The 23,885-nt window shown below is 49.7% G+C and carries 19 protein-coding genes and 1 pseudogene; 4 read left to right on the top strand and 16 right to left on the bottom strand.

Annotation, left to right across the window (positions count from 1 at the left end):
- Positions 1-36: 36 nt before the first annotated feature.
- The 14 genes and pseudogenes from AB9R92_RS11155 to AB9R92_RS11090 all read right to left on the bottom strand — a co-directional run bounded on the left by AB9R92_RS11155 (position 37) and on the right by AB9R92_RS11090 (position 17,657).
- Entirely contained in the window at positions 37-888 is an 852-nt protein-coding gene (locus AB9R92_RS11155; RefSeq protein ID WP_370670100.1) for a transglutaminase family protein, read from the bottom strand.
- Positions 889-975: 87 nt separating this feature from the next.
- Positions 976-1,908, bottom strand: a pseudogene (locus tag AB9R92_RS11150) (alpha-E domain-containing protein); the annotation flags it as partial.
- Positions 1,909-3,366: a circularly permuted type 2 ATP-grasp protein gene (locus AB9R92_RS11145; protein WP_370669518.1), complete on the bottom strand. Its 1,458-nt coding sequence runs from the start codon at positions 3,364-3,366 to the stop codon at positions 1,909-1,911.
- A 139-nt stretch (positions 3,367-3,505) separates the two neighbouring features.
- A complete protein-coding gene (locus tag AB9R92_RS11140; protein WP_370669517.1) occupies positions 3,506-4,048 on the bottom strand; it encodes a hypothetical protein in 543 nt (180 codons plus the stop codon).
- 117 nt (positions 4,049-4,165) lie between these two features.
- Positions 4,166-4,981 (bottom strand): HD domain-containing phosphohydrolase, encoded by an 816-nt coding sequence (locus tag AB9R92_RS11135; RefSeq protein ID WP_370669516.1) that lies wholly within the window; start codon positions 4,979-4,981, stop codon positions 4,166-4,168.
- Between the two features lie 187 nt (positions 4,982-5,168).
- Positions 5,169-5,639, bottom strand: a complete 471-nt coding sequence (locus tag AB9R92_RS11130; protein ID WP_370669515.1) for a DUF3450 domain-containing protein — start codon at positions 5,637-5,639, stop codon at positions 5,169-5,171.
- Positions 5,640-5,932: 293 nt separating this feature from the next.
- Positions 5,933-7,420 carry a glutamate synthase subunit beta gene (locus tag AB9R92_RS11125; RefSeq protein ID WP_370669514.1) on the bottom strand — a complete coding sequence of 496 codons (1,488 nt, stop codon included), beginning with the start codon at positions 7,418-7,420 and terminating at the stop codon, positions 5,933-5,935.
- A gap of 65 nt (positions 7,421-7,485) precedes the next feature.
- Positions 7,486-12,069, bottom strand: a complete 4,584-nt coding sequence (gltB, locus tag AB9R92_RS11120; protein WP_370669513.1) for a glutamate synthase large subunit — start codon at positions 12,067-12,069, stop codon at positions 7,486-7,488.
- Positions 12,070-12,540: 471 nt separating this feature from the next.
- On the bottom strand, positions 12,541-14,316 hold the full coding sequence (gene recQ / locus AB9R92_RS11115) for a DNA helicase RecQ (RefSeq protein ID WP_370669512.1): 1,776 nt from the start codon (positions 14,314-14,316) through the stop codon (positions 12,541-12,543).
- A gap of 158 nt (positions 14,317-14,474) precedes the next feature.
- Positions 14,475-14,960, bottom strand: coding sequence for a DUF4334 domain-containing protein (locus AB9R92_RS11110; protein ID WP_370669511.1), 486 nt, complete (start codon positions 14,958-14,960; stop codon positions 14,475-14,477).
- An 18-nt stretch (positions 14,961-14,978) separates the two neighbouring features.
- On the bottom strand, positions 14,979-15,764 hold the full coding sequence (locus tag AB9R92_RS11105; RefSeq protein ID WP_370669510.1) for an SDR family oxidoreductase: 786 nt from the start codon (positions 15,762-15,764) through the stop codon (positions 14,979-14,981).
- Between the two features lie 68 nt (positions 15,765-15,832).
- Positions 15,833-16,333, bottom strand: coding sequence for a hypothetical protein (locus tag AB9R92_RS11100; RefSeq protein ID WP_370669509.1), 501 nt, complete (start codon positions 16,331-16,333; stop codon positions 15,833-15,835).
- A gap of 158 nt (positions 16,334-16,491) precedes the next feature.
- Positions 16,492-16,845 (bottom strand): helix-turn-helix domain-containing protein, encoded by a 354-nt coding sequence (locus tag AB9R92_RS11095; protein ID WP_370669508.1) that lies wholly within the window; start codon positions 16,843-16,845, stop codon positions 16,492-16,494.
- 182 nt (positions 16,846-17,027) lie between these two features.
- Positions 17,028-17,657 (bottom strand): pentapeptide repeat-containing protein, encoded by a 630-nt coding sequence (locus tag AB9R92_RS11090; RefSeq protein WP_370669507.1) that lies wholly within the window; start codon positions 17,655-17,657, stop codon positions 17,028-17,030.
- A gap of 113 nt (positions 17,658-17,770) precedes the next feature.
- On the opposite strand from AB9R92_RS11090, the gene AB9R92_RS11085 reads away from it, so the two are divergent.
- The 3 genes from AB9R92_RS11085 to AB9R92_RS11075 are packed head-to-tail and all read left to right on the top strand — an operon-like array spanning position 17,771 to position 19,879.
- Positions 17,771-18,466, top strand: a complete 696-nt coding sequence (locus AB9R92_RS11085; RefSeq protein ID WP_370669506.1) for a DUF1538 domain-containing protein — start codon at positions 17,771-17,773, stop codon at positions 18,464-18,466.
- Positions 18,463-19,206, top strand: coding sequence for a DUF1538 domain-containing protein (locus tag AB9R92_RS11080; RefSeq protein ID WP_370669505.1), 744 nt, complete (start codon positions 18,463-18,465; stop codon positions 19,204-19,206). The genes AB9R92_RS11085 and AB9R92_RS11080 overlap by 4 nt, the downstream gene beginning before the upstream one ends.
- Positions 19,190-19,879: a P-II family nitrogen regulator gene (locus AB9R92_RS11075; protein WP_370669504.1), complete on the top strand. Its 690-nt coding sequence runs from the start codon at positions 19,190-19,192 to the stop codon at positions 19,877-19,879. The genes AB9R92_RS11080 and AB9R92_RS11075 overlap by 17 nt, the downstream gene beginning before the upstream one ends.
- Positions 19,880-19,917: 38 nt before the next feature.
- On the opposite strand, the gene AB9R92_RS11070 is transcribed toward AB9R92_RS11075, so the two are convergent.
- Positions 19,918-21,546 (bottom strand): catalase, encoded by a 1,629-nt coding sequence (locus tag AB9R92_RS11070; protein ID WP_370669503.1) that lies wholly within the window; start codon positions 21,544-21,546, stop codon positions 19,918-19,920.
- Positions 21,547-21,802: 256 nt separating this feature from the next.
- On the opposite strand from AB9R92_RS11070, the gene AB9R92_RS11065 reads away from it, so the two are divergent.
- On the top strand, positions 21,803-22,951 hold the full coding sequence (locus tag AB9R92_RS11065; RefSeq protein WP_370669502.1) for a CDP-glycerol glycerophosphotransferase family protein: 1,149 nt from the start codon (positions 21,803-21,805) through the stop codon (positions 22,949-22,951).
- A 102-nt stretch (positions 22,952-23,053) separates the two neighbouring features.
- Here the strand turns inward: AB9R92_RS11065 and AB9R92_RS11060 are convergent, their stop codons facing one another.
- Positions 23,054-23,818 carry an exodeoxyribonuclease III gene (locus tag AB9R92_RS11060; RefSeq protein WP_370669501.1) on the bottom strand — a complete coding sequence of 255 codons (765 nt, stop codon included), beginning with the start codon at positions 23,816-23,818 and terminating at the stop codon, positions 23,054-23,056.
- Between the last annotated feature and the right edge of the window lie 67 nt (positions 23,819-23,885).

Below are 23,885 nucleotides of genomic sequence, written 5' to 3'. Positions count from 1 at the left end.
GGATCGGGCAGTTTTGCCGTTGAGCGATTATTGGCATTATTGGTCGAGCAGGCTGACGGAGACTTTCACATCGAGCGATTGGCTGCCGCCTCTGTAGACGCCTTGAACCGGGCTGACATCGTTGTAATCACGTCCCGTACCAACGCGGATGTGGTTTTCCAGCGCTTCGACGTTATTCGTTGGATCGAGCCCGACCCAGCCGATGCCCGGCACCATGAATTCCACCCATGCATGGCTTGCTGCATCACCGACAAGCGCCGAATCTTCGCCGACGTATAAATAGCCGCTGACGTAACGCGCCGGGATATGCTTGTTGCGCAAGATGCCGAGCATGACATGTGTAATGTCCTGGCAAACGCCTTTTTTCAAATCGAACGACTCACTCGCTTTCGTCGTAACCGTCGTCGACTCGCCGTCGTAGGTAAAGTGGTCGAATACATATTCAGTCACGTCAATGGCGTATTGTACTGGATTGGTCATAGCCCCGAGCTCCCTGTCGACCAATTCCATCTGTTCAGGGGTGATGTACGTATAAGCAGTATTGCTCAAATACGCCGTGTAATGCTCCTTAAACAATTGGGAGTGAAAAATGATGTTCATTTCCGGCGAATAATCGATGCGATGGATAAACGGGCTTTTCTGGATGCTGACAATGGACGTCGTTTTCACTTCAAGGTGCTGATGGTGTTCAGCGATAAAGAAAGTTTCGACATTATTGCCGAAAATGTCCACATGGTTTGTCGTCAATGTTGCCGGCGTGATATCCGCACGGTAAGACAGGAGGCGCTGGCATTCATCCGTTCTCGGTTTCAGGCGGATGGTATTCATGCTTTGGTCAACGATTGTTTCGTAATCAAAAATATTGGTGTGCTCGATTTTGTATTTCATAGAAGTTATTCCTTTCATGTCCATCCCTTGGGATTGAAACGCCACCGCTGTCTCGGCTTCGGGATCTGTTAAGTAATAAGTGCTGGAGAAAATCTGGCTGATTTCGTTGCAGCCATCCTGAAAGCGGTTCAGGAAATGCATCAATTCATCCGAATCCAATGATTCGATGTCCGTTTCGCTGAAGGAAGTCCGCACTTCATCGAGTTTGGCGTATAACTCCCAGGAATAATGGGACACTTTGCCTTCTTCAAGTTCTTCGACTGCGTCCCGTACGTGATCGAGGCAATAGCGGATCGATCTCGGGAAGCTTTTATTCGAGATCAAAAAAGCCAACACGTTCTTCGGCTCCATGCGCGGCGGATTGCTCTTCAGGTAGGCATTATACCCATTGGTCATCCTGAGCGCCGCCAGCCAGAAATAATAATCATCCGTCTGCTCTTTCCTGACACGCTCCCGCGTCCGCTCGCAGACGACATTCAAAATGCGCGCCGTCTTTTCAGCCCGCTCGAGCCATTTGGCGATTTTTATCATTTGGTACGCCACACCCCGGGACATTGAGGACTCGACAATTCCCTGGGAAATAAGCGAAGTCGTTTTGATGTTTTCCAGGAATTTTCTCATTTCACGTACCGAGCTATTCTTCAGGTCCATGTCCGTAAGCGCCAAATACGCACGGTTCCACGTTTCCCAATAATCATCGGGGATATGGTCTCGGCTGATGCGCGCATTTTCACGGACGACCATCGCGCAGCTCGCGACTGAATTGGCATTTTCCTGCGCCATCGCCAAATACTGCACCAGCTCCGATTCTTCATAGGTCGGATTGGCTTTGATCCGGCGCATCGTTTCAGTCGAATCGCAAATCTCAAAAATCAACCGCCAATCCGAATCGCGAACAAGTTCTTCATCGGCCGCTTCGATCATCTGAAGCAATTGCACGTCGAGGATGCGCGCATTGTTCTCCGCCCGCTCGACATTCCGGGACATCCAATACAATGAATTTGCAACACGGCTTAACATTTACGCATCCTCCCCTTCTTCTTTCTTTTTGAACACCCACGTGTCTTTTCCGCCGCCGCCTTGTGAAGAATTGACGACAAGCGACCCTTCCTTCAACGCAACACGGGATAATCCACCAGGCAAGACATGGGTCGTCTCGCCCCTCATGACGAACACCCTCAAATCCACGTGGCAAGGGTAGAACTTGTCTCCTTGATAAGCAGGTGCGCGGGACAGTTTGATCGTTGGCTGCGCTATATACTGATGAGGCGTTTCGATAATTTTCTCCCTAAATTTTTCGATCAGCTCCTTCGAGGCATGTGGGCCGACGAGCATGTCGTACCCGCCGGATGCCCCTACATTTTTGACGACGAGCTCTTCGAGATGCTCGAGTACCCATTCCCGATCTTCGGGCTTATCAAGCAAATACGTTTTCACATTGTCGATGATCGGCTCTTCGCCCAAATAATAACGGATCATCTCCGGCACATACGCATAGATCGCCTTGTCATCCGCGACGCCGTTTCCGACCGCATTCAAAATCGCGACATTGCCTTTTTGATAAGCTTCCATCACACCGCGTACCCCGAGCGCCGAGTCTTCACGGAAGGATTCGGGATCCAAGAAATCATCGTCGATGCGGCGGTAGATGATGTCGACACGCTTCAGCCCCCGAATCGATTTCATGTAGACGATATTATTGCGGACGACGAGATCGCGGCCTTCAACTAAATCCATGCCCATCTGCTGGGCCAAAAAGACGTGATCGTAATAAGCCGAGTTGTACATGCCTGGCGTCAATAGCACCGCAAACGGTTTGTCTTTCCTCCCTTTTGGAGCATGGTCCAGAATCGAATCATGCAGGAAGCTCATTTGATGCTCGAGCGTCCTCACCGAGTGATTGACGAAAAACTCGGGATACACTTGCCGCATGACGTAACGGTTCTGGTACACATAAGACAATCCGGACGGGTTGCGCAAATTGTCTTCAAGCACATGGTATTTGCCGTTTTCATCCCGTATCAAGTCGATCCCCGCCAGGAAGATATGGTTGTTGAGCGGGATATCGACGCCTTTCATCTGCTTATCGTAATAATAGGGATTGTCTTCGACGAGATGCCTTGGCACGATGCCCGCTTCGATGATCTTTTGGTCGTGGTAGACATCGTCCAAAAAACGGTTCAGCGCTTCTGCACGCTGCGTCATTCCTCTTTCGACGACTTCCCACTCTTCTGGCGGGATGATGATCGGCACAAAGTCGAACGGCATCGTCCGTTCGGTCCCGACATTATTATGGTAGACGGTGAAAGTGATACCTTGGCGGAGAAACGATAACTGTGCCGTTTCATGCTTTTCCCTTAGCTCATCTTCTGAAAATCGCTTGATCACTTCATGAAAAGTCTCGTAATGGGCTTTCGGTTTTCCATCTGGCGTAAACATCTCATCAAAGAATGGACTGGTTTTATACTCTTTAAACACGTGGCCGAACCCCCTCTGTTAGAATACCGCCAGTAACCCCTGATGACTTCGGAAAGATGTGAATTTTCTGTCTACTGGAGGGAAAGAAAAAGCCATGCCACGCCCGGCATAGCTGTTCTTTGTTCTATTATAACCGAAGTTATTTTCTCGTTGTGCCGTCATTTGAAGAATTGCCAGAAGATGAATCGGTTTCCGGATTCTTTTTCAGGGATTCTCCGTAGGAAGTGCTGCCGCCGAATGCTCCCCCGCTCGGTTTATCGGATTCCGAGGAGGAACCGGTAGACGAGAACGAGTCTTTATTCGCCGAAGACGCCGTTTTACCCGATGAAGAATCCGGGCCTTTGGTCTCGCCGACTTCATCTTGGACAGTTTTGTTCGCTTGGTCGAGCGCATCTTTTTCCTTGTCCATCATTTGCTGCTGCTTTTCGATCGTCGTCTTGACCGTATCGACTGCTTTGTTGATATGAGGCTTCACTTTGTCGACCATGCCGCCTGATTGCTCATTGAAGCGGTCCAAATTCTTCTTGATGTTTTCTTTCATGTCGGCTGTGTTCATTGAAGAACTTCCGGTATTTTGCGTGCTGCCGGTTTCCGACTTTTTCTGTGTCATCGCTGCCCCGATTGCCGCGCCTACCCCAAGCAACACGAGCTTACTGAAAAATCCACCTGATTTTCTTGCCATATTCTGATCTCCTCCTTAATATGATAAAGCTTAGTGTAGTAAGTATAGACGGAATTGCCTATTTTCAAACATTGCCTACCTAAAAAAGAAAAAGACACTCTTGTGGAAGAGCGTCCTTTACGGTGCAACTATTATTTTGCCTTCTTCTATTAATACTTGCTTGAATGCTTTAACGACTTCTTCCTCATACTGGATGCCGATCAGCCGCTCGATTTCGTCCATCGCATATTGTGCTGTGAACGCAGATCGGTAGGCACGGTCTTCCGTCATCGCATCGAAAGTATCGCATACCCCGATGATTTTCGCTTCAAGCAGGATCTCGTCGCCTTTCAAGCCGAATGGGTATCCGCGCCCGTTCACCCGCTCATGGTGCTGCTCGACGATGTCGGCGATATCTTTATAAGGGGTGTCCCGGATCATATCAGCGCCGTCTCCTGGATGTTTTTTCACCAGGTCGAATTCCGCATCCGTCAACTTGGAAGGCTTTTTCAATACTTCTTCAGGAATATTGATTTTGCCGATATCGTGAAGGATGGATGCCAAGAATAGTGACTCTGTTCGTTCTCTCGTCATCTTCATTTTGGATGCTGTCTTGATCGCATAGCCAGCCACACGAGAGCTATGATTGAATGTATAACGATCTTTATGTTCAACTTTTTCACCGATTTTCCGCAACTCCGCAATCATCTTGCTGGCGTATTGGAAAACCGGGAAATTTGAAACGGATAATAAAACAACTGTTTTTACAACTGTGAAATTCACGGGCGATTCCAATTCTTTGCATGAAAAGAAATCATCTTTGCCTAGATGAATTTGCTTGCCTTCGATTTCCGCTTGAATCTCTCCATCTAATATATAATAGAACTCATGTGCCTCAGCGGCTTCGCTTGGAATCAAAATAAAAGTTTTATCTTTTAAAATAGTTTGCTTCATCAGTTCCAAACCACTACCTCTGCCCAGCAAAGAAAGAGTGGTAGCATCGTTTTCAACTTTTTCCAGATATTTTCCTTTTAATATATCCAAGCCTTTCACAAATTCACATCCCCTAAAATATAAAAAAATGAGAGTAAAGTTTCCTCTACCCCCATACTACTCTTTTTATAAGATATCTACAATATGCTTACCAAGCAACTACAATAATAGGGTCGATCAAAGCAGTTCTGTCGCCGAATTTGATATCTACATAGACCATGTCGACAATGAGTCCTGCAGCTGTTGCTTTATCCATCCCTTTAACCGTCATATCTTCAGCTTTTTCCTGAAGCTTAGTGATCAGCTTTGTGATTTGCTCTTCGTATTTAGCTGTTAACTTTTCCTGTTTGTTAACATCCGTTTCTTTCGCTAATTTTTCAGTATATTGAGCGTATAACTTGTCGGCTTTTTCTTGGTTCTTGGCAATTTCCGCTTCGATTTTCGCATTCACTTTGTTGACATCGGCAATGGCTTCTTTTTGTTCTTCTGTCATAGTGTCATCAATATTCTGGAACGGCACATCGTCTACAACTGAGATTTCCGATGCGAAGGCCCCTGTTCCCATTGATAAAATCATTATGAATGAGAAAATGACGGCTGTGATACTTTTCTTGAACATGCGTATTCCTCCTGAGTTAACTTAATTTTTTTGAAGAATTTTCCGGAACGCTTCTCAATTTGCTTTGCATTAACCGAAATAAGCGACCGATAGTCCTACAATCCCTAGTATATACACACTAGGACTTTTGCACAACAACTCCTGAAAAAATTTACAATAAATAAATTATTTAATTATTTAAATTTATTAAAATAATCAATTTATTAACCTTTCCCTTTTTTCTCGATTTATAATCCCAAAAAGAAAAAGCCTGCAATGAAAAATCGCAGGCTTTTTTCGTACAGTCACACTTATTAAGGCAATACGGTGCTGCCCATCAAATAACGGTCGCATTCCCGTGCAGCTTCACGGCCTTCGTTGATCGCCCAGACGATCAAGCTCTGGCCTCTGCGCATATCGCCAGCCGCAAAGATGCCTTCGACATTCGTGCGGTAATCGCCGTATTCGGCTTTGACGCGTGAATTGGCGTGCGTCTCCACATTCAACTGGTCAATCAGCAGCTGTTCAGGGCCGCTAAAGCCGATAGCAATCAAGATCAGGTCCGCTTTCCAGACTTTTTCCGTTCCCGGGATTTCTTCGCGGATGCGGTTGCCTTGTTCGTCGATTTTCAGCTTGACGTTGACGGTATGAACTTCTTTCACGTGCCCGTTTTCGTCGCCGACAAATTTCTTCGTCATGACCGCATATGCACGCGGGTCGTCACCAAACGTTGCGGCCGCTTCTTTGTGGCCGTATTCCACGCGGTGAATTTTCGGGTATTGCGGCCATGGGTTGCCTTTTTCGTCACGGATAGCGCCTTTTTGATCATACACATCGAATTGCACGAGGCTCTTGCATCCATGGCGGACGGAAGTTGCGAGACAGTCCGTCCCGGTGTCGCCGCCGCCGATGACGATGACGTCTTTTCCTTTTGCCGAGATGTAGTTGCCGTCTTGCAAATCGGAATCGAGCAAGCTTTTCGTGCTGGCATGCAGGAAGTCCATTGCGAAATGCACGCCTTCCAAGTCGCGCCCTTCGACGTCGATGTTGCGGTGGACGGTCGCACCGGTCGCCATGATGACCGAATCGAAATCATCGCGCAATTTCGTTGCAGGATAATTTTTGCCGACTTCGACATTCGTCACGAACGTGATGCCTTCCTGTTCAAGGATCTTGACGCGGCGCATGACCATATCGTATGGCAATTTCATTTCAGGAATGCCGTACGTCAGTAAGCCGCCGATGCGGTCGCTTTTTTCGAACACCGTAACGGTATGGCCCGCTTTGTTCAATTGCGCTGCCGCCGCGAGCCCGGCAGGACCCGAACCGACGACAGCCACTTTTTTGCCGGTGCGGTGTTTCGGTGGTTCCGGAACCACCCAGCCTTCCGCAAATCCGCGTTCGATGATCGAGCGCTCGACCGTGCGGATGGCGACAGGCGGTTCGTTGATGCCGAGAACACAAGCCCCTTCGCACGGAGCTGGGCAAGCGACGCCGGTGAATTCAGGGAAATTATTCTTCAAATGTTCACGGTGAAGCGCTTCTTTCCATTGGCCGCGATAGACAAGATCATTCCACTCCGGAATCAAGTGATTGACGGGGCAGCCGGTCGTGCCGTTGTCGAGATCCATGCCAGTCTGGCACGTCGGGACGCCGCAATCCATGCAGCGCGCCCCTTGCTTTTGTACTTCCTGTTCAGATAGCGGAATCGTATAATCTTTCCAGTCTTTCGTCCGCTGTGCCGGGTCGCGTTCTTTTACAGTCTGACGGTCATATTCCATAAATCCGGTTATCTTCCCCATCGTTTCCCTCCAGTTCGCATATTTTTCAAGCTTTTCTCTATGAAAGGCAGCTAGTGCCGGCGTTATTACTTGCCAGCCGAAGCCATTTTGCTTTCTTCGAATGCGGCCATTTCAGCATCGAATTTCGCCATGCCGCTGTTTTGCAGCTTGCTGATGCGTTCGTTGATCTTCAAATAGGCTTTCGGAATAACGCGGACGAATTTGGCAGACAGAATCTCCCAATGATCCAACACGCGTTTGCCGTTCAGGCTTCCTGTGTAGCGGACATGGTTTTCGACCATCTCTTTCAGTTCCGCGATTTCAAGAGGGTCTGCGAGCGGCTGCATATGCACCATTTCAGGATTGCAGCATGCGCTGAATGTCTCATCTTCATCCAGGACATAGGCGACACCGCCTGACATGCCGGCTGCGAAGTTCTTGCCGGTATCTCCAAGAATGACGACGCGCCCGCCTGTCATGTATTCACAGCCATGGTCGCCGACGCCTTCGACGACGATTTTCGCGCCAGAGTTGCGGACAGCGAAACGCTCGCCGGCCATGCCGTGGATATATGCTTCGCCAGCTGAAGCACCGTAGAACGACACGTTGCCGATGATGATGTTCTTCTCGGGAAGGAATGTGGAATCCACTGCCGGCTTAACGATGATCTTGCCGCCGGATAAGCCTTTTCCAACAAAGTCGTTGGAGTCTCCGATCAAATTGAGCGTCATGCCTTTTGGAACGAACGCACCGAAGCTTTGCCCGGCTGAGCCTTGGAAGTTCAATGTAATGGTATCTTCCGGCAAGCCCTCCGCTCCGTATTTGCGGGAGATGGCACTGCCGATGATCGTCCCGGTCGCGCGGTGAATATTACGTATGGCGGTCGATACTTCAACCCGTTCGCCAGTTTCGATCGCATTGCGGCAGCGCGGGAGAAGCTCCTGTACATCGAGCGTATGCTTCAAACCGTGGTCTTGCTTGATCGTTGCATAGCGGCCGACTTTTTCCGGCAGGTCCGGTTGATAAAGAAGCTGCGTCAAATCCAGCCCTTCCGCTTTCCAGTGCTTGATCGCTTTATTCGTTTCGAGCACATCGGTGCGCCCGATCATTTCGTTGATTGTGCGGAACCCAAGCTCCGCCATCAATTCGCGTGCTTCCATAGCGATAAAGCGCATGAAGTTTGCCACGTGATCTGCTTCGCCCGTATATTTTTTGCGCAGTTCCGGGTTTTGCGTCGCAATCCCGACTGGGCATGTATCCAAATGGCAGACGCGCATCATAACGCATCCGAGGACAACGAGCGGCGCTGTCGAGAAGCCATATTCTTCGGCACCCAAGAGCGCTGCCGTAACGACGTCGCGGCCCGTCATCATCTTGCCGTCTGTTTCGACGACGATGCGGTCGCGCAGGCCGTTCAACAGAAGCGTCTGATGCGTTTCCGCAAGCCCGATTTCCCATGGCAAGCCGGTATGCTTCAAGCTCGTTTTCGGCGCAGCGCCTGTGCCGCCGTCATAGCCGCTGATCAAGACAAGATCCGCACGGCCTTTGGCAACGCCTGCTGCGATCGTGCCGACACCGACGGCCGATACCAATTTCACGCTGATGCGCGCACGCGGGTTGGCGTTTTTCAAGTTGAAAATCAGCTCGGCTAAATCTTCGATCGAATAGATGTCGTGGTGCGGGGGCGGTGAAATCAATTCAACGCCCGTTGTCGAACCGCGCACTTCCGCAATCCACGGATACACTTTCTTGCCTGGCAAATGCCCGCCTTCTCCAGGTTTCGCCCCTTGTGCGACTTTGATCTGGATTTCGTCGGCATTGACCAGGTAATGGCTTGTAACGCCGAAGCGGCCGGATGCGACTTGCTTGATTGCGCTTCTGCGGCTGTCGCCGTTGTCATCCGGGATAAAGCGTGAAACTTCTTCGCCGCCTTCTCCCGAGTTGCTGCGGCCGCCGATTTTATTCATGGCGATTGCCAATGCTTCGTGGGCTTCTTTACTGATCGACCCATAAGACATGGCGCCGGTCTTGAAGCGTGCACAAATCTCTTCGACCGTTTCGACTTCTTCGATCGGGACCGGCGTGCGGTCTTTGAATTTCAATAAGCCGCGCAATGATTGGAGATTGGCTTTTTCATCGGTCAACAGCTTCGAATACTTGCGGAATGTGTCGTAATTGTTTGTCCGGCACGCTTGCTGAAGCGTATGGATCGTCATTGGATTGTATTGATGGTCTTCGCCGTTTTCCCGGTACTGGTACTCATCGCCCGACTCCAGTGCCTGGTTTGCCCCTTCGCGTTCAGGATAGGCAGACGCGTGGCGAAGCAGGACTTCCTTGGCGATGATATCGAGGCCGATGCCGCCGAGGCGCGAAGATGTACGCGTGAAATATTTGTCGATGACGTCCATATGGATGCCGATCGCTTCGAAAATCTGGGCGCCACGGTAACTTTGAATGGTTGAAATGCCCATTTTAGACAATATTTTAATGATTCCGTCCGTTACGGCTTGTACATAGCTTGTTTCGGCCTGTTCAATATTCATGCCGTGGATATCGTCTTTCGCCACCAGGTCTTCAATCGATTCGAATGCCAGGTAGGGATTGATTCCTTCCGCACCGTACCCGATCAGCATCGCGAAATGATGGACTTCGCGCGGTTCTGCAGATTCGAGGAGGATGCTCATGCGCGTCCGTGTGCCTTGCCGGATTAAATGGTGATGAAGCCCGGATACGGCAAGCAATGCAGGAATCGCCGCATGCGCGCTGTCGACGCCGCGGTCGGACAAGATGACAAGCGTCGCACCTTGTTTGATGGCCTCGTCCGCTTCTGCGAATAAGGCTTCCAAACGCGCTTCCATCGCCTCTGCACCTCCATCCGCCTTAAACAGGATCGGCAAAGTGACTGCCTTGAACTCAGGCAAGTTCTGCTGGCGCAGCCTTTCAAGTTCTGCATTCAATAAGACCGGTGTTTCAAGACGGATATGGCGTGCGCTTTCCGGTTTCGGATCCACCAGATTGCCCTCAGCCCCGATCGTCGTCCGGGCTGCCGTGATGATTTGCTCACGGATGGCGTCAATTGGCGGGTTGGTAACTTGTGCAAACAATTGCTTAAAGTAGTTGTACAAAAGCTGGGGTTTTTTCGACAATACCGCAAGCGGCGAGTCGTAGCCCATTGAGCCGACCGGATCTTTCCCGTCTGACGCCAGCGGTTTGATGATTTTCTGGACTTCTTCCTGCGTATAGCCGAAAGCAAGCTGCTGCTTCAATAGCCCTTCCCCGTTTGGATGCACGACTTCTTTCGGTTCCGGCAAATCGCCCAAATCGAACAAATTGTTTTCGACCCAATCTTTATAAGGGAGTTCGGAAGCGATCTGCGTTTTGATTTCGTCATCCGGGATAATCTTGCCGGCTTCGAGGTCGACCAGCAGCATTTTCCCTGGGCGCAGGCGGTCTTTATAGATGATGTCATCCGAAAAGATGTCGAGCGCCCCGACTTCCGAGCCGAGTACGATCATGCCGCTTTTCGTAATATAATAGCGCGCCGGGCGCAAGCCGTTGCGGTCGAGGCAGGCTGCAATCTGGCGTCCGTCTGTAAAGACCAGTGCCGCCGGGCCGTCCCACGGTTCCATAAGCGTGCTGTGGTATTCGTAGAAATCGCGCTTTTTCTTGTCGATCGATTGATCGTTGACCCATGGCTCCGGGACCATCATCATCGCCGTATGCGCAAGCGAACGGCCTGATAGATGGAGGAATTCGAAACAATTGTCGAACATCGACGAATCGCTTCCTGTCTCATCAATGACCGGCAGGACTTTTTGCAAATCCTGGTCATTGAAATAAGGGGAGTTGCAGGCGAGCTGGCGGGCTCTCATCCAGTTGACGTTTCCGCGAAGCGTATTGAATTCGCCGTTATGGATGGAGTAGCGGTTCGGGTGGGAACGCTGCCAGCTCGGGAAGGTATTCGTACTGAACCGTGAGTGGACGAGTGCCAACGCCGATTTGAATTCGGGATGGTTGAGGTCGATATAGAATGAATCCAATTGTTCCGGGATGAGCATGCCTTTATAGACAATCGTGCCGGCAGACAAGCTGCTGAAATAGACGTCTTTGAATTCTTCTACGCCGCCCATTTCCTGCTCGATGCGTTTGCGGATAATATACAAACGGCGCTCCAAGTCCATCCGCGTCTCAAGCTCCGCTGATGCGCCGATGAAGATTTGGCGGATGACCGGCTTGGTTTTCGCCGCGACATTCCCGACAAATGAATCGTTGACCGGCACAGGGCGCCAGCCGAGTGCTTCCTGGCCTTCCTCTTTGACGATGCGCTGGATAATGTCTTTTGCTTTCATGCGAAGATCATAATCCTGTGGCATGAAGATCATGCCGATGCCGTATTTCCCTTCTTCCGGCAGGACGATTCCTTCTTTTTCACATTGCTTCAGGAAAAAGCGGTGCGGAATCTGTGTCAAAATACCGGCGCCGTCCCCTGTGCTCGTATCGGATGATTGGCCGCCGCGGTGCTCCAAGTTACACAGGATGTTCACTGCGTTCTGGACAATGTTGTGCGATTTTCTGCCGTCTATATTAGCGATCATCCCAATGCCGCAAGCTTCATGTTCCTGGTCGGGATGATACAGTCCTTGTGCGATCGGATACTCTTTCTTACTCAATAAAACCGCCTCCTTTTACACGCTAATTTGTCATAATATTATGATAGTATATCATATAACTGAATATATATACAATTGCATTTTGTGAAAAATTTATCAAGTGCTTGACGGTTCATTACAAATTCTAGGATTTTAAGTGAAACCGCTTTCAAATAAGGCGTATAGCGTTTCTTCTTTATTCGTTATTTGTGTATATTGATACAGTATTTTTTTCGACACCTTTTTCCGGCAGCCGCTTTTTCCCAGTAATTATACAATTCGGATGAGGACCTTTTGATGGATCACTCGGAAAAAGCTTGCGTCCCGAACTGGTTTTCCGCTCGCGCCCGCTTAGAATTTTCTATATAAAAAGAGCGCGGAAAATGAATCATTTTTCCGCGCTCTTTTACACTAGCTATAAAATTTTCTTGATTTACCCAATTTTTCATACTGACGCATAAGGCAAACGACTCTGTTCAGGCAACCGAATCGCTACGAATTATTCACAGTTTCATACATCCGGATCGCTTCAAGAAAGTATTCCCCGTACTTCTCCAATTTGTTTGCGCCGACGCCGTTGACTTCAAGGAACGCCTCCTCATCTTTCGGTTTGCGCGCCACCATGTCCTGCAAGCTCTTATCCGAAAAGATGACAAATGGCGGAACTCCCGCCTCATCCGCCAGTTTCTTGCGGACCGTGCGCAATTCCTCGAATAGCGGATCGTTGGTGGCGATCCGCTTCGTCACGACAGCGCCTTTTCTCATGACGCGGCGTTTTCCAAGCAAAACATCGCGCCCGCCGTCCGGGACGAAAATCGTCGGAAAGCTGCCTTGTTCGACTGCCAGCAATTCCTGCGAAATCATGAATTCGATGAGGTTCGACACTTCTTTTGAATTCATATGCTTCAACACGCCGTAGGTCGACAATTGATCGAAGCGGAAATCGAGCACTTTCTTATTGCGTGAGCCGGTCAATACTTGGGCCGTCATCGTCTTGCCGAATTTCTGTCCCATGCGGATGACGCACGACAGGACTTTCTGGACATCTTCCGTGACATCCTGGCCTTCCCGTTCGTCGACACAATTTCCGCAATGGCCGCACGGGGCCGCACTCCCATCGCCGAAATAATGGACGATGAATTGCTGGAGGCAGTTTTCCGTGTGGCAATAATCGACCATGCCCTGGAGCTTTTTCAATTCACCCGGGATGCGCGAAGGGTCTTGCGCCTGGTCGATCAAAAAACGCTGCGTCTGGACATCCTGCGAAGCGTAAAGGACGATACACTCACTCGGCAAGCCGTCCCTTCCCGCACGCCCTGCTTCCTGATAATAGCTTTCCATGTTTTTCGGCAGCTGGTAATGGATGACGTAGCGGATATTCGATTTGTCGATGCCCATTCCAAACGCATTGGTCGCCACCATCACCGTCACTTCATCGTTCAAGAAGCGTTCTTGGCCGAGGCGGCGTTCGTCGTCCGGCATGCCGGCATGGTATTTCGCCGCTTTGACGCCGCGTTTGACGAGCGATTCATAGACCGAATCCACCGTTTTGCGCGTCGCTGCGTAAATGATGCCCGCTTCGTTATCATTTTTTTGGACATAATCCCGGATAAAGCGTTCGCGGTCCTGGCCTTGAATGACCGAAAAGCTTAAGTTCGCCCGTTCAAAACCGGTGATGACCGTATTTTGTTCTTCGATATCCAGGATGCGGCAAATATCTTCCCGCACTTGAGGCGTCGCCGTTGCCGTCAGTGCAAGCACAGTCGGATTGTCCGGGAAAATTTCCAGCATGCGGCTGATCAGGCGGTAGCTCGGCCGGAAATCATGGCCCCATTGCGAGATGCAATGCGCTTCATCGACTGCGATAAGCGGAACCTTGACGCCTTGCAGGCCATCCAAAAATATTTCCGAGTCGAGGCGCTCTGGGGCGATATACAATAATTTGATGATGCCCATCTGCACTTCATGAAGAATTTCACGGACTTCATGGAAATCGAGCGAACTATTAATAGAAGCAGCTGGAATTCCGGCTGCCTGCAATGAGTCGACTTGATCTTTCATCAGGGAGATCAGCGGCGAGACGACAATCGTCGTCCCTTCCATGGCAAGGGCAGGAATCTGGTAGCACATCGATTTCCCGCCGCCTGTCGGCATGACGCAAATCGTATTTTGGCCATCGAAAACTTGTGTGATGGCCTGCTCCTGGCCGGTCCGGAAGCTATCATACCCGAAATGCGACTGCAGTAGTTTTCTTGCTTGTTCCAACACCTTTGAACACTCCCCATACTGTTTTGCTATGAACGTAGCTTACCATATTTGAAGGGCTATTTCTTTTTTTGCATACGAAAAGCCACCCAAGGAAATCGATTATTTTCCGGGGTGGCTGAAAAGGCCTTTTCATTTGAATCGCAGCAGTGAAAATGATCTCAATCGTATACTCTGGCCAACAGGAAAAAATAAGGTTGCTTCATGCCTTTCCAATCCATCATGCCGAGCAGCACGTCCTTATTCACTTTCCGGAAATGGTCCTGGATCGGCAATTGATCGTATATCATCACTGCACTCATTTTTCCGCGCCATTCCATCTTGCGGAGCCGCGCTGCACCTCTCGCGCCGCTCAACAGATTGGCGATCAGGCCGGGCGGGAACGGATGCAGCGGGAACGGTTTTCCAAAAGGGGCCTTGAACAGCAACGGGTCGACGTGCTCCGTGCTGTGGAAAGCTTTGCCATACCAGCCCGTTTCTTCAAGCCAGCCGTCCAGAGGGTGTCCTGTAGGCAATTCATGCCCTTTCCACGTGCCGAACATTTCGTGCGGGTCGACGGGCTCAAGCGCGTCGAACAAGCGGCAAGCTTCGCCGGCATTCTCCACGCCCTGCTCCATAATCCCCCAAACCAGTCGTTCCGGATTCATGGCCATCGCCCTTTCCGCTTAGATCTCTAGCTCCCAATGCTTCGCTTCTTCGTCTTTCATCTGCTGTTCGGTTTCTTGCGGGTAAGCCGTGCGGAATTTATGCGAATCCTGCGGGATGATCTCCACCATTTTATCGATCATGTCTTGTGGATCGAATTGGTCTTCCAAGCCTTTCTCCGCTTCTTTCATGTCCTCGGGGCGCGTGAAGTGAATTTTCTCATCAAACCATTTCCACTTCGCTTCGGCACTGCGGTCATTGAAGCCTGTGTCGAATGCGCCCGGGTTGATCGTAGCCACTTGCACGCCGAATTCCGCCATTTCCTTGCGCAGCGTTTTCGCAATCGCTTCGATGGCGTGTTTTGTCGCTGTATACGGGCCGACATAAGGCGTCGACATGATGCCTGCCATCGAAGACAGGAAGATGATTTTGCCTTGGCCTTTTTCGACAAATTTACGGGCAGCGATTTGCGCCGTTTCAAGCGTTTGGAAGACGTTCACTTCAAATAGTTCACGGAAGTTTGCCATTGGCACTTCCCCGAGTGGGCCGCCTTCGTTGATGGCCGCATTCGCCACGAAGATATCAAAATCGTATTCGAGCATCTGTGCCAAGTCCTGCGGGTTTTTGATGTCCATCTTGAATGTCGTCAATTCGACCCCAGCATCCGATGCCGCTTCACGGAGCGATGTCACTTGAGGGGCTGTTTCGACTGGCGCAATCACTCTATGCCCTTTTGCGGCAAGCCCCAATGCCGCGCCTTTCCCTAGCCCGCTGCCGGCGCCTGTAATGAAAATCGTTTTGCTCATTGTTTTCTCCTCCTGATTCCATAAGTTGCTATAGTTTGTCTTCCCCATAGCAAATAGAATAAACAGGTTTAATTGAGCCACCATTCTTTGCGGTCCATCTCTTCCGCAAAATGGGCGTATTCAGCAAGCGTTTCCTCAAGTACTTTTTCACTTCGGGCAAGCATGCGCTCCCGGGCCTTTTTTCTTTTGAATCGCCGCCCGTACACCGCCTGCAATTCATCGTAGGATTCTTTCAGTTCACGGAAACTTGTCGCGATTTCACTGTCATCATCAGCGAGCAGCGAAGCCAGCATCCCGATTTTCCCGTATAGCTCATCCACTTTATACCGCCCGCGGTCCTTGTACAAGATGCCGGCGACAATCGATGCGGGCAGCTCTTCGTCGACACCTCTCGCCAAATCCGTCAGCAATTCAATCATGATGCGGCGGTTGCTCGCCAGCGACAGGACATAAAAAATATGGGGAATCTGCTGAACTGGCGTTTCTTCAATATATTCATCGATTTGCCTGATCAAGTCCTCCGCTTTTAGATGGTCGATGAGAATCCCCAGCCGGTATGTTTCGTACATTATGTATCTTCTCAAACCCTCACCGCCATTCCCTTAAGTCTCTTTTTATTTTGACAGATAATTCCGTCAAAAACAATTTATCGATTGCTTTTGCCACACGAAAAAACCCGCCCTCCTCGTTACAGGAGAACAGGCTCATGGTTTCACGCACACATTCATCAAGTCGCCAAGCCGTAGCTGCCCATGCGGCGTTTCACTTGGATAAAGGAAGCCGCCTCGGCGAGTTCTGCTTCATTCAATGGCTGGTCATCGAGCATCACTGTATATTCGTTCAAGAAATTCGTATTTTGAAGATCCACATTGATCGTGCGGTCGTTGCGGTCCAAAAAACTATCCACAGAAATTTCAAAGAAATCGGCAAGGCGTTCCAGGTGAACAACTGATACTTGTTTCTTCCCGCTTTCATATGCCCATACCGTGCTTTTCGCAAAGCCCAAACGGTCAGCAAGCTCTTCAGGGGAAAGGCCTCTCGCTTCTCTCAAATCTTTTATTTTTTTGCTTAGCTGCTTCATAGTTGATTCCTGCTCCTTTTAGTAAATTTCTAATTATTTTAAATATACTGCAATCGAAGTGAATGAGCAATCATTTTATGGATAATTTTTTAAAATAAAATGAATATTTAGTGAACAGTAACTATTTATTATAATTATTGGAAATCAACCAGGACATAAAGCATAAAAAAATTAAAAAAATCTTATTTCACGATGATTAATCCCAGTTTTCGGGCAAACAGCAAAGCTTGATCCGTAGATACTTTGCACCCTGCCAGCAATTCCGTTGTCAATTGCAGTTCCTCGAAGCGGCTCGAGCTAAAGTCAGCGCCTTTAAGGGACGTTCCAGTAAAATTGGCTTCGTTTAAATCGCTGCAAAAGAATTGTGCATTGTCCAGATTCACTTCATAGAAATCCGCCTGCCGCAGAACACTCTGGTTGAAAGACACGTCGCGTATATGGGAAAACCCGAAAACTGCATAATCAAGCCGGCAGTCTTCAAAGTGTGTATAGCGGATTGTGCTTTCTGTAAAATCCGTTCCGAGCAATCGGCAATCCTTGAACCTCACCCGATGGAACACCGCACGGCCCATGCCGGCGTTTGACAGATCACAATTGATGAACACAGCGTCCGCAAACTCACTGCGTTCCCATTCCCCTTCCAAAAACCTGACATTCTCGAACAGCACCCGGTCAAAATGAATTTTTCCTGCCGGTAATTCTTCAGAAACAATCCGGCAATCATGGACATATCCATCATCTAATGCTTCAATAAAAGAAATTGTTTCTAGTTCCGGGGGAAGCATCGGTTCAGTTTTCTTGTTCTTCTTCATCTTCATTCCTCCTGTTCGTGCATGTTCTTTCTTTCCCCTGACGATTGCTGAGTTCCTTGTCCTATCCGCCGCGCGATATGCAATACCCAAATCCGCTGTAAAGGAGATGCTGCATGGAAAATGTCAAAAGCACGTTTAAAGAAGTCGCCTCTGCCATTCTTCCTGTCACGATTGTTGTTATTTTGCTTCAAGTCCTGATTATCCGCCTTCCGCTCGAAGCGCTGCTGCAGTTTTTAATCGGGGTCATTTTCGTCGGCACCGGCTTTTTCCTGTTCCTGCTCGGCGTCAATGCAGGGCTGCTGCCGATCGGTGAATTGATCGGCAAGAAGCTGCCCTTGACCCGCAAACCATGGCTGATCATCGGGACAGGTCTCGTGCTGGGGCTCGCTGTCACGATCGCAGAGCCCGATGTCCGCGTTTTGGCCAATCAAATCGACGAGGTTTCGGGAGGGGGCATTTCACGGAACATCCTCATCTTGTCGGTATCGATCGGCTTAGCGATTTTCGTCGCCTTGGCGATGGTCCGGACACTCTTCAGCATCCCTATCCATTACATGCTGATCGGCGGCTATTCCGTCGTCTTCCTTCTCTCGTTCTTCGTGCCCGAAGCGTTCATCCCGATTTCATTCGATGCTGGGGGCGTTACGACCGGTCCGATGGCAGTCCCGTTCATTTTGGCGCTGGGCATTGGCGTTGCTTCTGTCTTGCGCTCCGATAAGCCGAGCAGCGGTGAAGGCTTCGGCTTGATTGGGCTGGCTTCAATCGGCCCCATTATCGCTGTCATGCTCCTGGGGGTGCTGTACCGGTGAACTTGCATATTTTCCAGGGTTTCGGGGAAGTGCTGATTGAAGTCACCATGGCCCTCCTCCCGCTTGTCGTATTTTTCAGCGTATTTCAATTGTTCATGCTCAAATTGCCGAAAGAACGCGTTTTGCAAACCGGCCTCGGATTCGTTTTGACATTTTTCGGATTGGCCTTCTTCCTGCAAGGCGTCCATATCGGTTTCATGCCCTTCGGTGAATTAATGGGCGCGGAACTTGGCGATTGGCAGTATCGCTGGGCGATTATCCCGATTGGCTTTGTGCTCGGATTTGTGGCGACATTCGCTGAACCTGCTGTCCGCATCATGAACGAAGAGGTCGACCGCGAAACGGGCGGTTACATTTCCTCGCAAGTCATGCTCTACACCTTATCGACGGGGGTCGGCTTATCCATCGCTTTGTCGATGCTGCGGATTTTGACGGGCTGGTCGATCTGGTATTTCATCCTGCCAGGTTATCTTATCGCACTGATCCTGATTTTTTTCTCCACACGCACATTCATCGCGATCGCCTTTGACTCAGGCGGCGTCGCGACCGGTCCGATGACTGTCACATTTATCGTCTCCGTAGCAGTCGGCATCGCTTCTGTAACAGAAGGACGGGATCCGCTTGTCGATGGCTTCGGGATGATTGCGCTTGTGGCACTGACGCCGATTATCGCCGTTCTCGTTGTCGGCTTACTCTTTAACCGAAAGGCAGGGAATCAAAACCATGAATCTGAATCATAGACTGATGATTGCCATTGTAAAACGCGGCGCTTCGAGAGATGTCATCGCAGCGGCGAAAGAAGCCGGTGCAGACGGAGCGACGGTGCTGTATGCGGAAGGAATCGGGAGAAACGAAAAGCCCACTTTTCTCGGGCTTCCCGCTACACACGAAAAAGATGTCGTCTTTATCGCTGTCGACGGTGAAATCGAACTGGCCGTCGCCGAAGCGATCAGCCATGCCGGAAAATTAGGCAAATCCGGTTACGGTCTCGGTTTTACTATCCACCTGAGCCAATTGTTGGGGGTCCCCCATCTCACTGACCGCGAAGACGACCGAAAAAAGAAGCGAGGAGTGGAAAAAATGCCAGAACCGAAAGATTTTCAATTGATTGTGACTATCGTCAATTCCGGGGATTCGGGGCAAGTCGTCAAAGCTGCCGCTGAAGCCGGTGCTGAAGGCGGGACCATTCTGGAAGGGCGCGGCACAGGGGTCAACGAACAGAAGAAATTCATGAACTTTACGATCGACCCGGAAAAAGATGTCGTCCTGACATTGGTACCTTCTGCATTTGCGGAAAAAGTGGTCGCGAGCATCGAACAAGCAGTCGATCTTGACGCTCCGGGAAAAGGCATCGCCTTCTTGATCGATGTGGAAAACGTCTTCGGGGTCAATCATTCCTCTTTGAATCCATAACAAAAACCGGTGAGTTTTGAACTCACCGGTTTTTCTATTTAATAACGTTCTGCCCCGTGCCCTTTAGAGCTGGCGGCTTGAGCTACTTTGCTCGCTGCCGGCTTGCCGTAGAGCTTCGGTTCGGCGTCTTCACTGTCTTTCATTTCGTTCATTTCCTTCACTTTCATATCGATGTTCTCACGGACGCGGCGGCCGTAGTCTTCATCGGCTTGCGTGAAGTGATGCACCATTTCCTCTTGGATGCGCGGATCGCATGCGGACAAGGCATCGCCAAGATTGTTGATCAATTCTTCGCGTTCCCAGTCCTCGAAGCTACGGTACGTTTCACCGGCCTGGCCGTAATTATTCGTCCGGTCGATTGGTGCCTTCGTCAATTTGCCCTGGTATTCTGGCTCATGATCCGGCGTATCCGGGCGGTCTGCTTCCTTGAATCCGCCAAGTACGGACGGTTCATAGTTGATATGCGGATTCTTCGCATTCTCACCGCGCGGCACGTCCATTGCCCCGCCGTATTGGTTGGTCGCTACACGCTTTCTCGGTGCGTTGACCGGCAGTTTCAAATAATTCGCCCCAACACGGTAGCGCTGTGTGTCGGAATACGAGAACGTACGGCCAATTAGCATTTTATCATCCGAGAAATCCATGCCGTCGACAAGGACGCCGGTACCGAATGCTGCCTGCTCGATTTCCGCATGGTAATTCTCCGGATTGCGGTTCAAGACCATTTTGCCGACTGGCAAGAACGGGAATTTATCCATCGGCCATAATTTCGTATCATCCAGCGGGTCGAAGTCGAGTTCGGCGTGCTCATCGTCGCTCATGATCTGCACGAACAGCTCCCATTCCGGATAGTCACCGTTTTCGATTGAATCGTAAAGGTCTTCCGTTGCATGCCCGACGTTTTTCGCCTGGATTTCATCGGCTTCTGCCTGCGTCAAGTTGCGGATGCCTTGTTTCGGCTCCCAATGGTATTTGACAAGGACCGCTTCGCCTTTATCATTGACCCATTTATAGGTGTTGACGCCAGAGCCTTGCATATGGCGGTAGGTTGCTGGAATGCCCCAAGGGGAGAACAGGAACGTGATCATATGCGTCGCTTCCGGGGAACGGGCGACAAAGTCGAACATCCGCTCCGGATCCGGCACGTTGGAAACCGGGTCGTTTTTAAAAGCGTGGATCATATCCGGAAATTTCATCGCATCGCGGATAAAGAAAATCTTCAAGTTGTTCCCGACCAGGTCCCAGTTGCCATCTTCCGTATACATTTTCACGGCAAAGCCGCGCGGGTCGCGTGCCGTTTCAGGAGAGTGGCGCGATCCTGCCACCGTCGAAAAGCGCACAAGCAATGGCGTCTGTTTGCCTTTGCCTGAAAACACTTTGGCGCGCGTGTATTTTTCAACCGGCTCATCGCCGACAGTTCCATAAGTCTCGAAATAACCGAATGCCCCTGCACCGCGTGCGTGGACAATGCGCTCCGGTATTTCTTCACGGTCAAAATGAGAGATCTTTTCGATGAAGTTATAGTTTTCAAGAGTCGCCGGCCCTCGATTTCCGATAGTCCGCAAATTCTGGTTGTCTTTTACCGGATGCCCTTGGCGATTGGTCAAGGTTTCTTGATTTTCGCCTTCAGACATTTTGTTTTTAAGCTCTTTGTTATCGTCCTTCATGAGAATCCTCCTTCGTTTTAATGCCATCATTTCCTTCTTCCCATACTCGCAACCAAATAAACCTATTTTCTGCCAACTCCTCCCTTCGATGCAGGCCCGTTCTCTATAGTAGGCTCTTTTGCCATCTAAAAAACATCCCCGCTTCCCTTGGAATAGACAAATCCCGCTGGATATGGAAAACTAGAATGGAATCGACTAACAGAAAGCAGGGCTGGAAATGAGCGTTACCTTGAAAGAGAAAGGGAGATGGGACCCTTTGAAAGTTTTTTTGAAAGTATCAGCGGCCTATATTCTCTCCCGGTTTTACCGAAATGCAAAAGGCCCTAAAATCGCCCTGGTAGGAGGAAACCTCGGAGAAAAATACGAAGACAACGCTGCCGTTTTCCATAAATATTTGGTGAATAACCATGCAGAACAAGTCACGGCTTATTGGATGTATGACTCAAAGACCGACTACGCGAATGACGGCCGTATACCGAATGCCGTGCGGCTTGGCAGCTTCCGCAATTACTTGCTGTTTTTCCGAGCGGATTACACATTCCATGGGCATTCCTTGCTTTATGATATTGTGCCATCCGCCGATAAATTCTTGAATTTGAACCGCCGGACGATCATTACGCACGTTAGCCACGGCATCGAAGGCTTCAAGAAAATCCTCATCCAAAAAGAAGATATTCCACTCCTCAAGCGGACAAATTATTTCAACTGTGCCTCGCGTTATGAATACGAGCTGAAACGCGACAAATGGAAAATCCCTGAAGAAAAACTCATCGTCACCGGATTTCCCCGCTTTGACCGCTACTTGCCAAATCAGCCGCCAAAAGAAATGAAGCGTATCCTGATGATGATGACTTGGCGCGAATGGCTATTCGACCTTTCGCGGGAAGAGTTTCTCGAAAGCAATTACTTCCGCAGCACAATTGGCTTGTTGGAGCACGATGGGATACGTGAACTCCTGAAGTCCAACGGCATCCATCTCCAAATTGCCCTGCACCCGTTCATGAAGCGATTTGAGGAACATTTCTTTCCGCTTGCCGACCAGGATTACGGCATCGAATTCCTGGATTTCAACCACGCATCCATTGAGCGTTCGATTGAAGAAAACGATATGCTTCTGACCGATATCACAAGTGTTTCCTGGGATTTCCTGTATTTGAACAAACCGATCATTTTCTTCATGTTCGACCAACAGGAATATACGGAAAAACGCGGTTCCTATCTCGACCTCGATAAAGACCTATACGGTTATAAATCGTCGACAGTGGAAGATGTCTATAACACACTCACCTATATGGTTGATAACAATATTACGCACAACGAATGGTATGGGAAAGCCGAAGAGTACATCGACTATTTTGACCAGGACAATTGCAAACGCCTGGCACAGCGAGTCATGAACGTTTAAATGTTTCACGTGGAACTCTATTATGAGACAAAAACCGGCAAGCCAGATTTTTCTCCAGGCTTGCCGGTTTTTGGTTTTTATGATGAATAATATGAATAACCCTTACGCCGGCGAATCGCTCAATTGCAGCTCCACCGGGCAATGATCCGAACCGTGGACATCAGTATGGATCGCCGCACTCTTCATTCGCCCGATGAGACGGTTGGAAGCGATGAAATAATCAATTCGCCAGCCGACATTCTTCTCCCGGCAATTCGAACGATAGGACCACCATGAATAATGGCCGCCTTCATCCGGATGGAAATGGCGGAACGTATCCACAAAACCGCTGCCGAGGAAATTATTGATCTTCCCGCGTTCTTCCGGCGTGAAGCCCGAATTCTTTTTATTGGCTTTCGGGTTTTTCAAATCGATTTCCTGATGCGCCACATTCAAGTCCCCGCACAGAATGACAGGCTTTTCGAGGTCCAAATGCTGGATATACGAAAGCAGCTTGTCTTCCCATAATAGACGGTACGCAAGACGCAGCAATCCATGCTGGGAATTCGGCGTATAGCTATTGACCAAATAAAATTCAGGAAACTCCAATGTGATCAGCCGGCCTTCCGTGTCGTGCTCCTCGAGACCGACCCCGTAACGGACATTCAATGGGCGCTGTTTGGTGAAGACAGCAGTTCCTGAATAGCCTTTCTTCTGCGCATAATTCCAATATGCATGATAACCCGGAAGCTCCAAATCAATCTGGCCTTCCTGCAATTTAATTTCCTGGACACACAAGATATCGGCGTCAACTGTCTCAAAGAAATCCATAAACCCTTTTTTCATTACGGCCCGCAGGCCATTTACATTCCACGATACCAACTTCATTCCATTCACTCGCTTTCTTTCATCAGTGTAGCGGATTAAGGGCTTTGCCTCAAATACAGGGGGTTGG

The sequence above is a fragment of the Planococcus sp. SSTMD024 genome, from assembly GCF_041320495.1.
GTDB lineage: Bacteria > Bacillota > Bacilli > Bacillales_A > Planococcaceae > Planococcus.
This window is presented reverse-complemented; position numbering and strand designations above follow the sequence as displayed.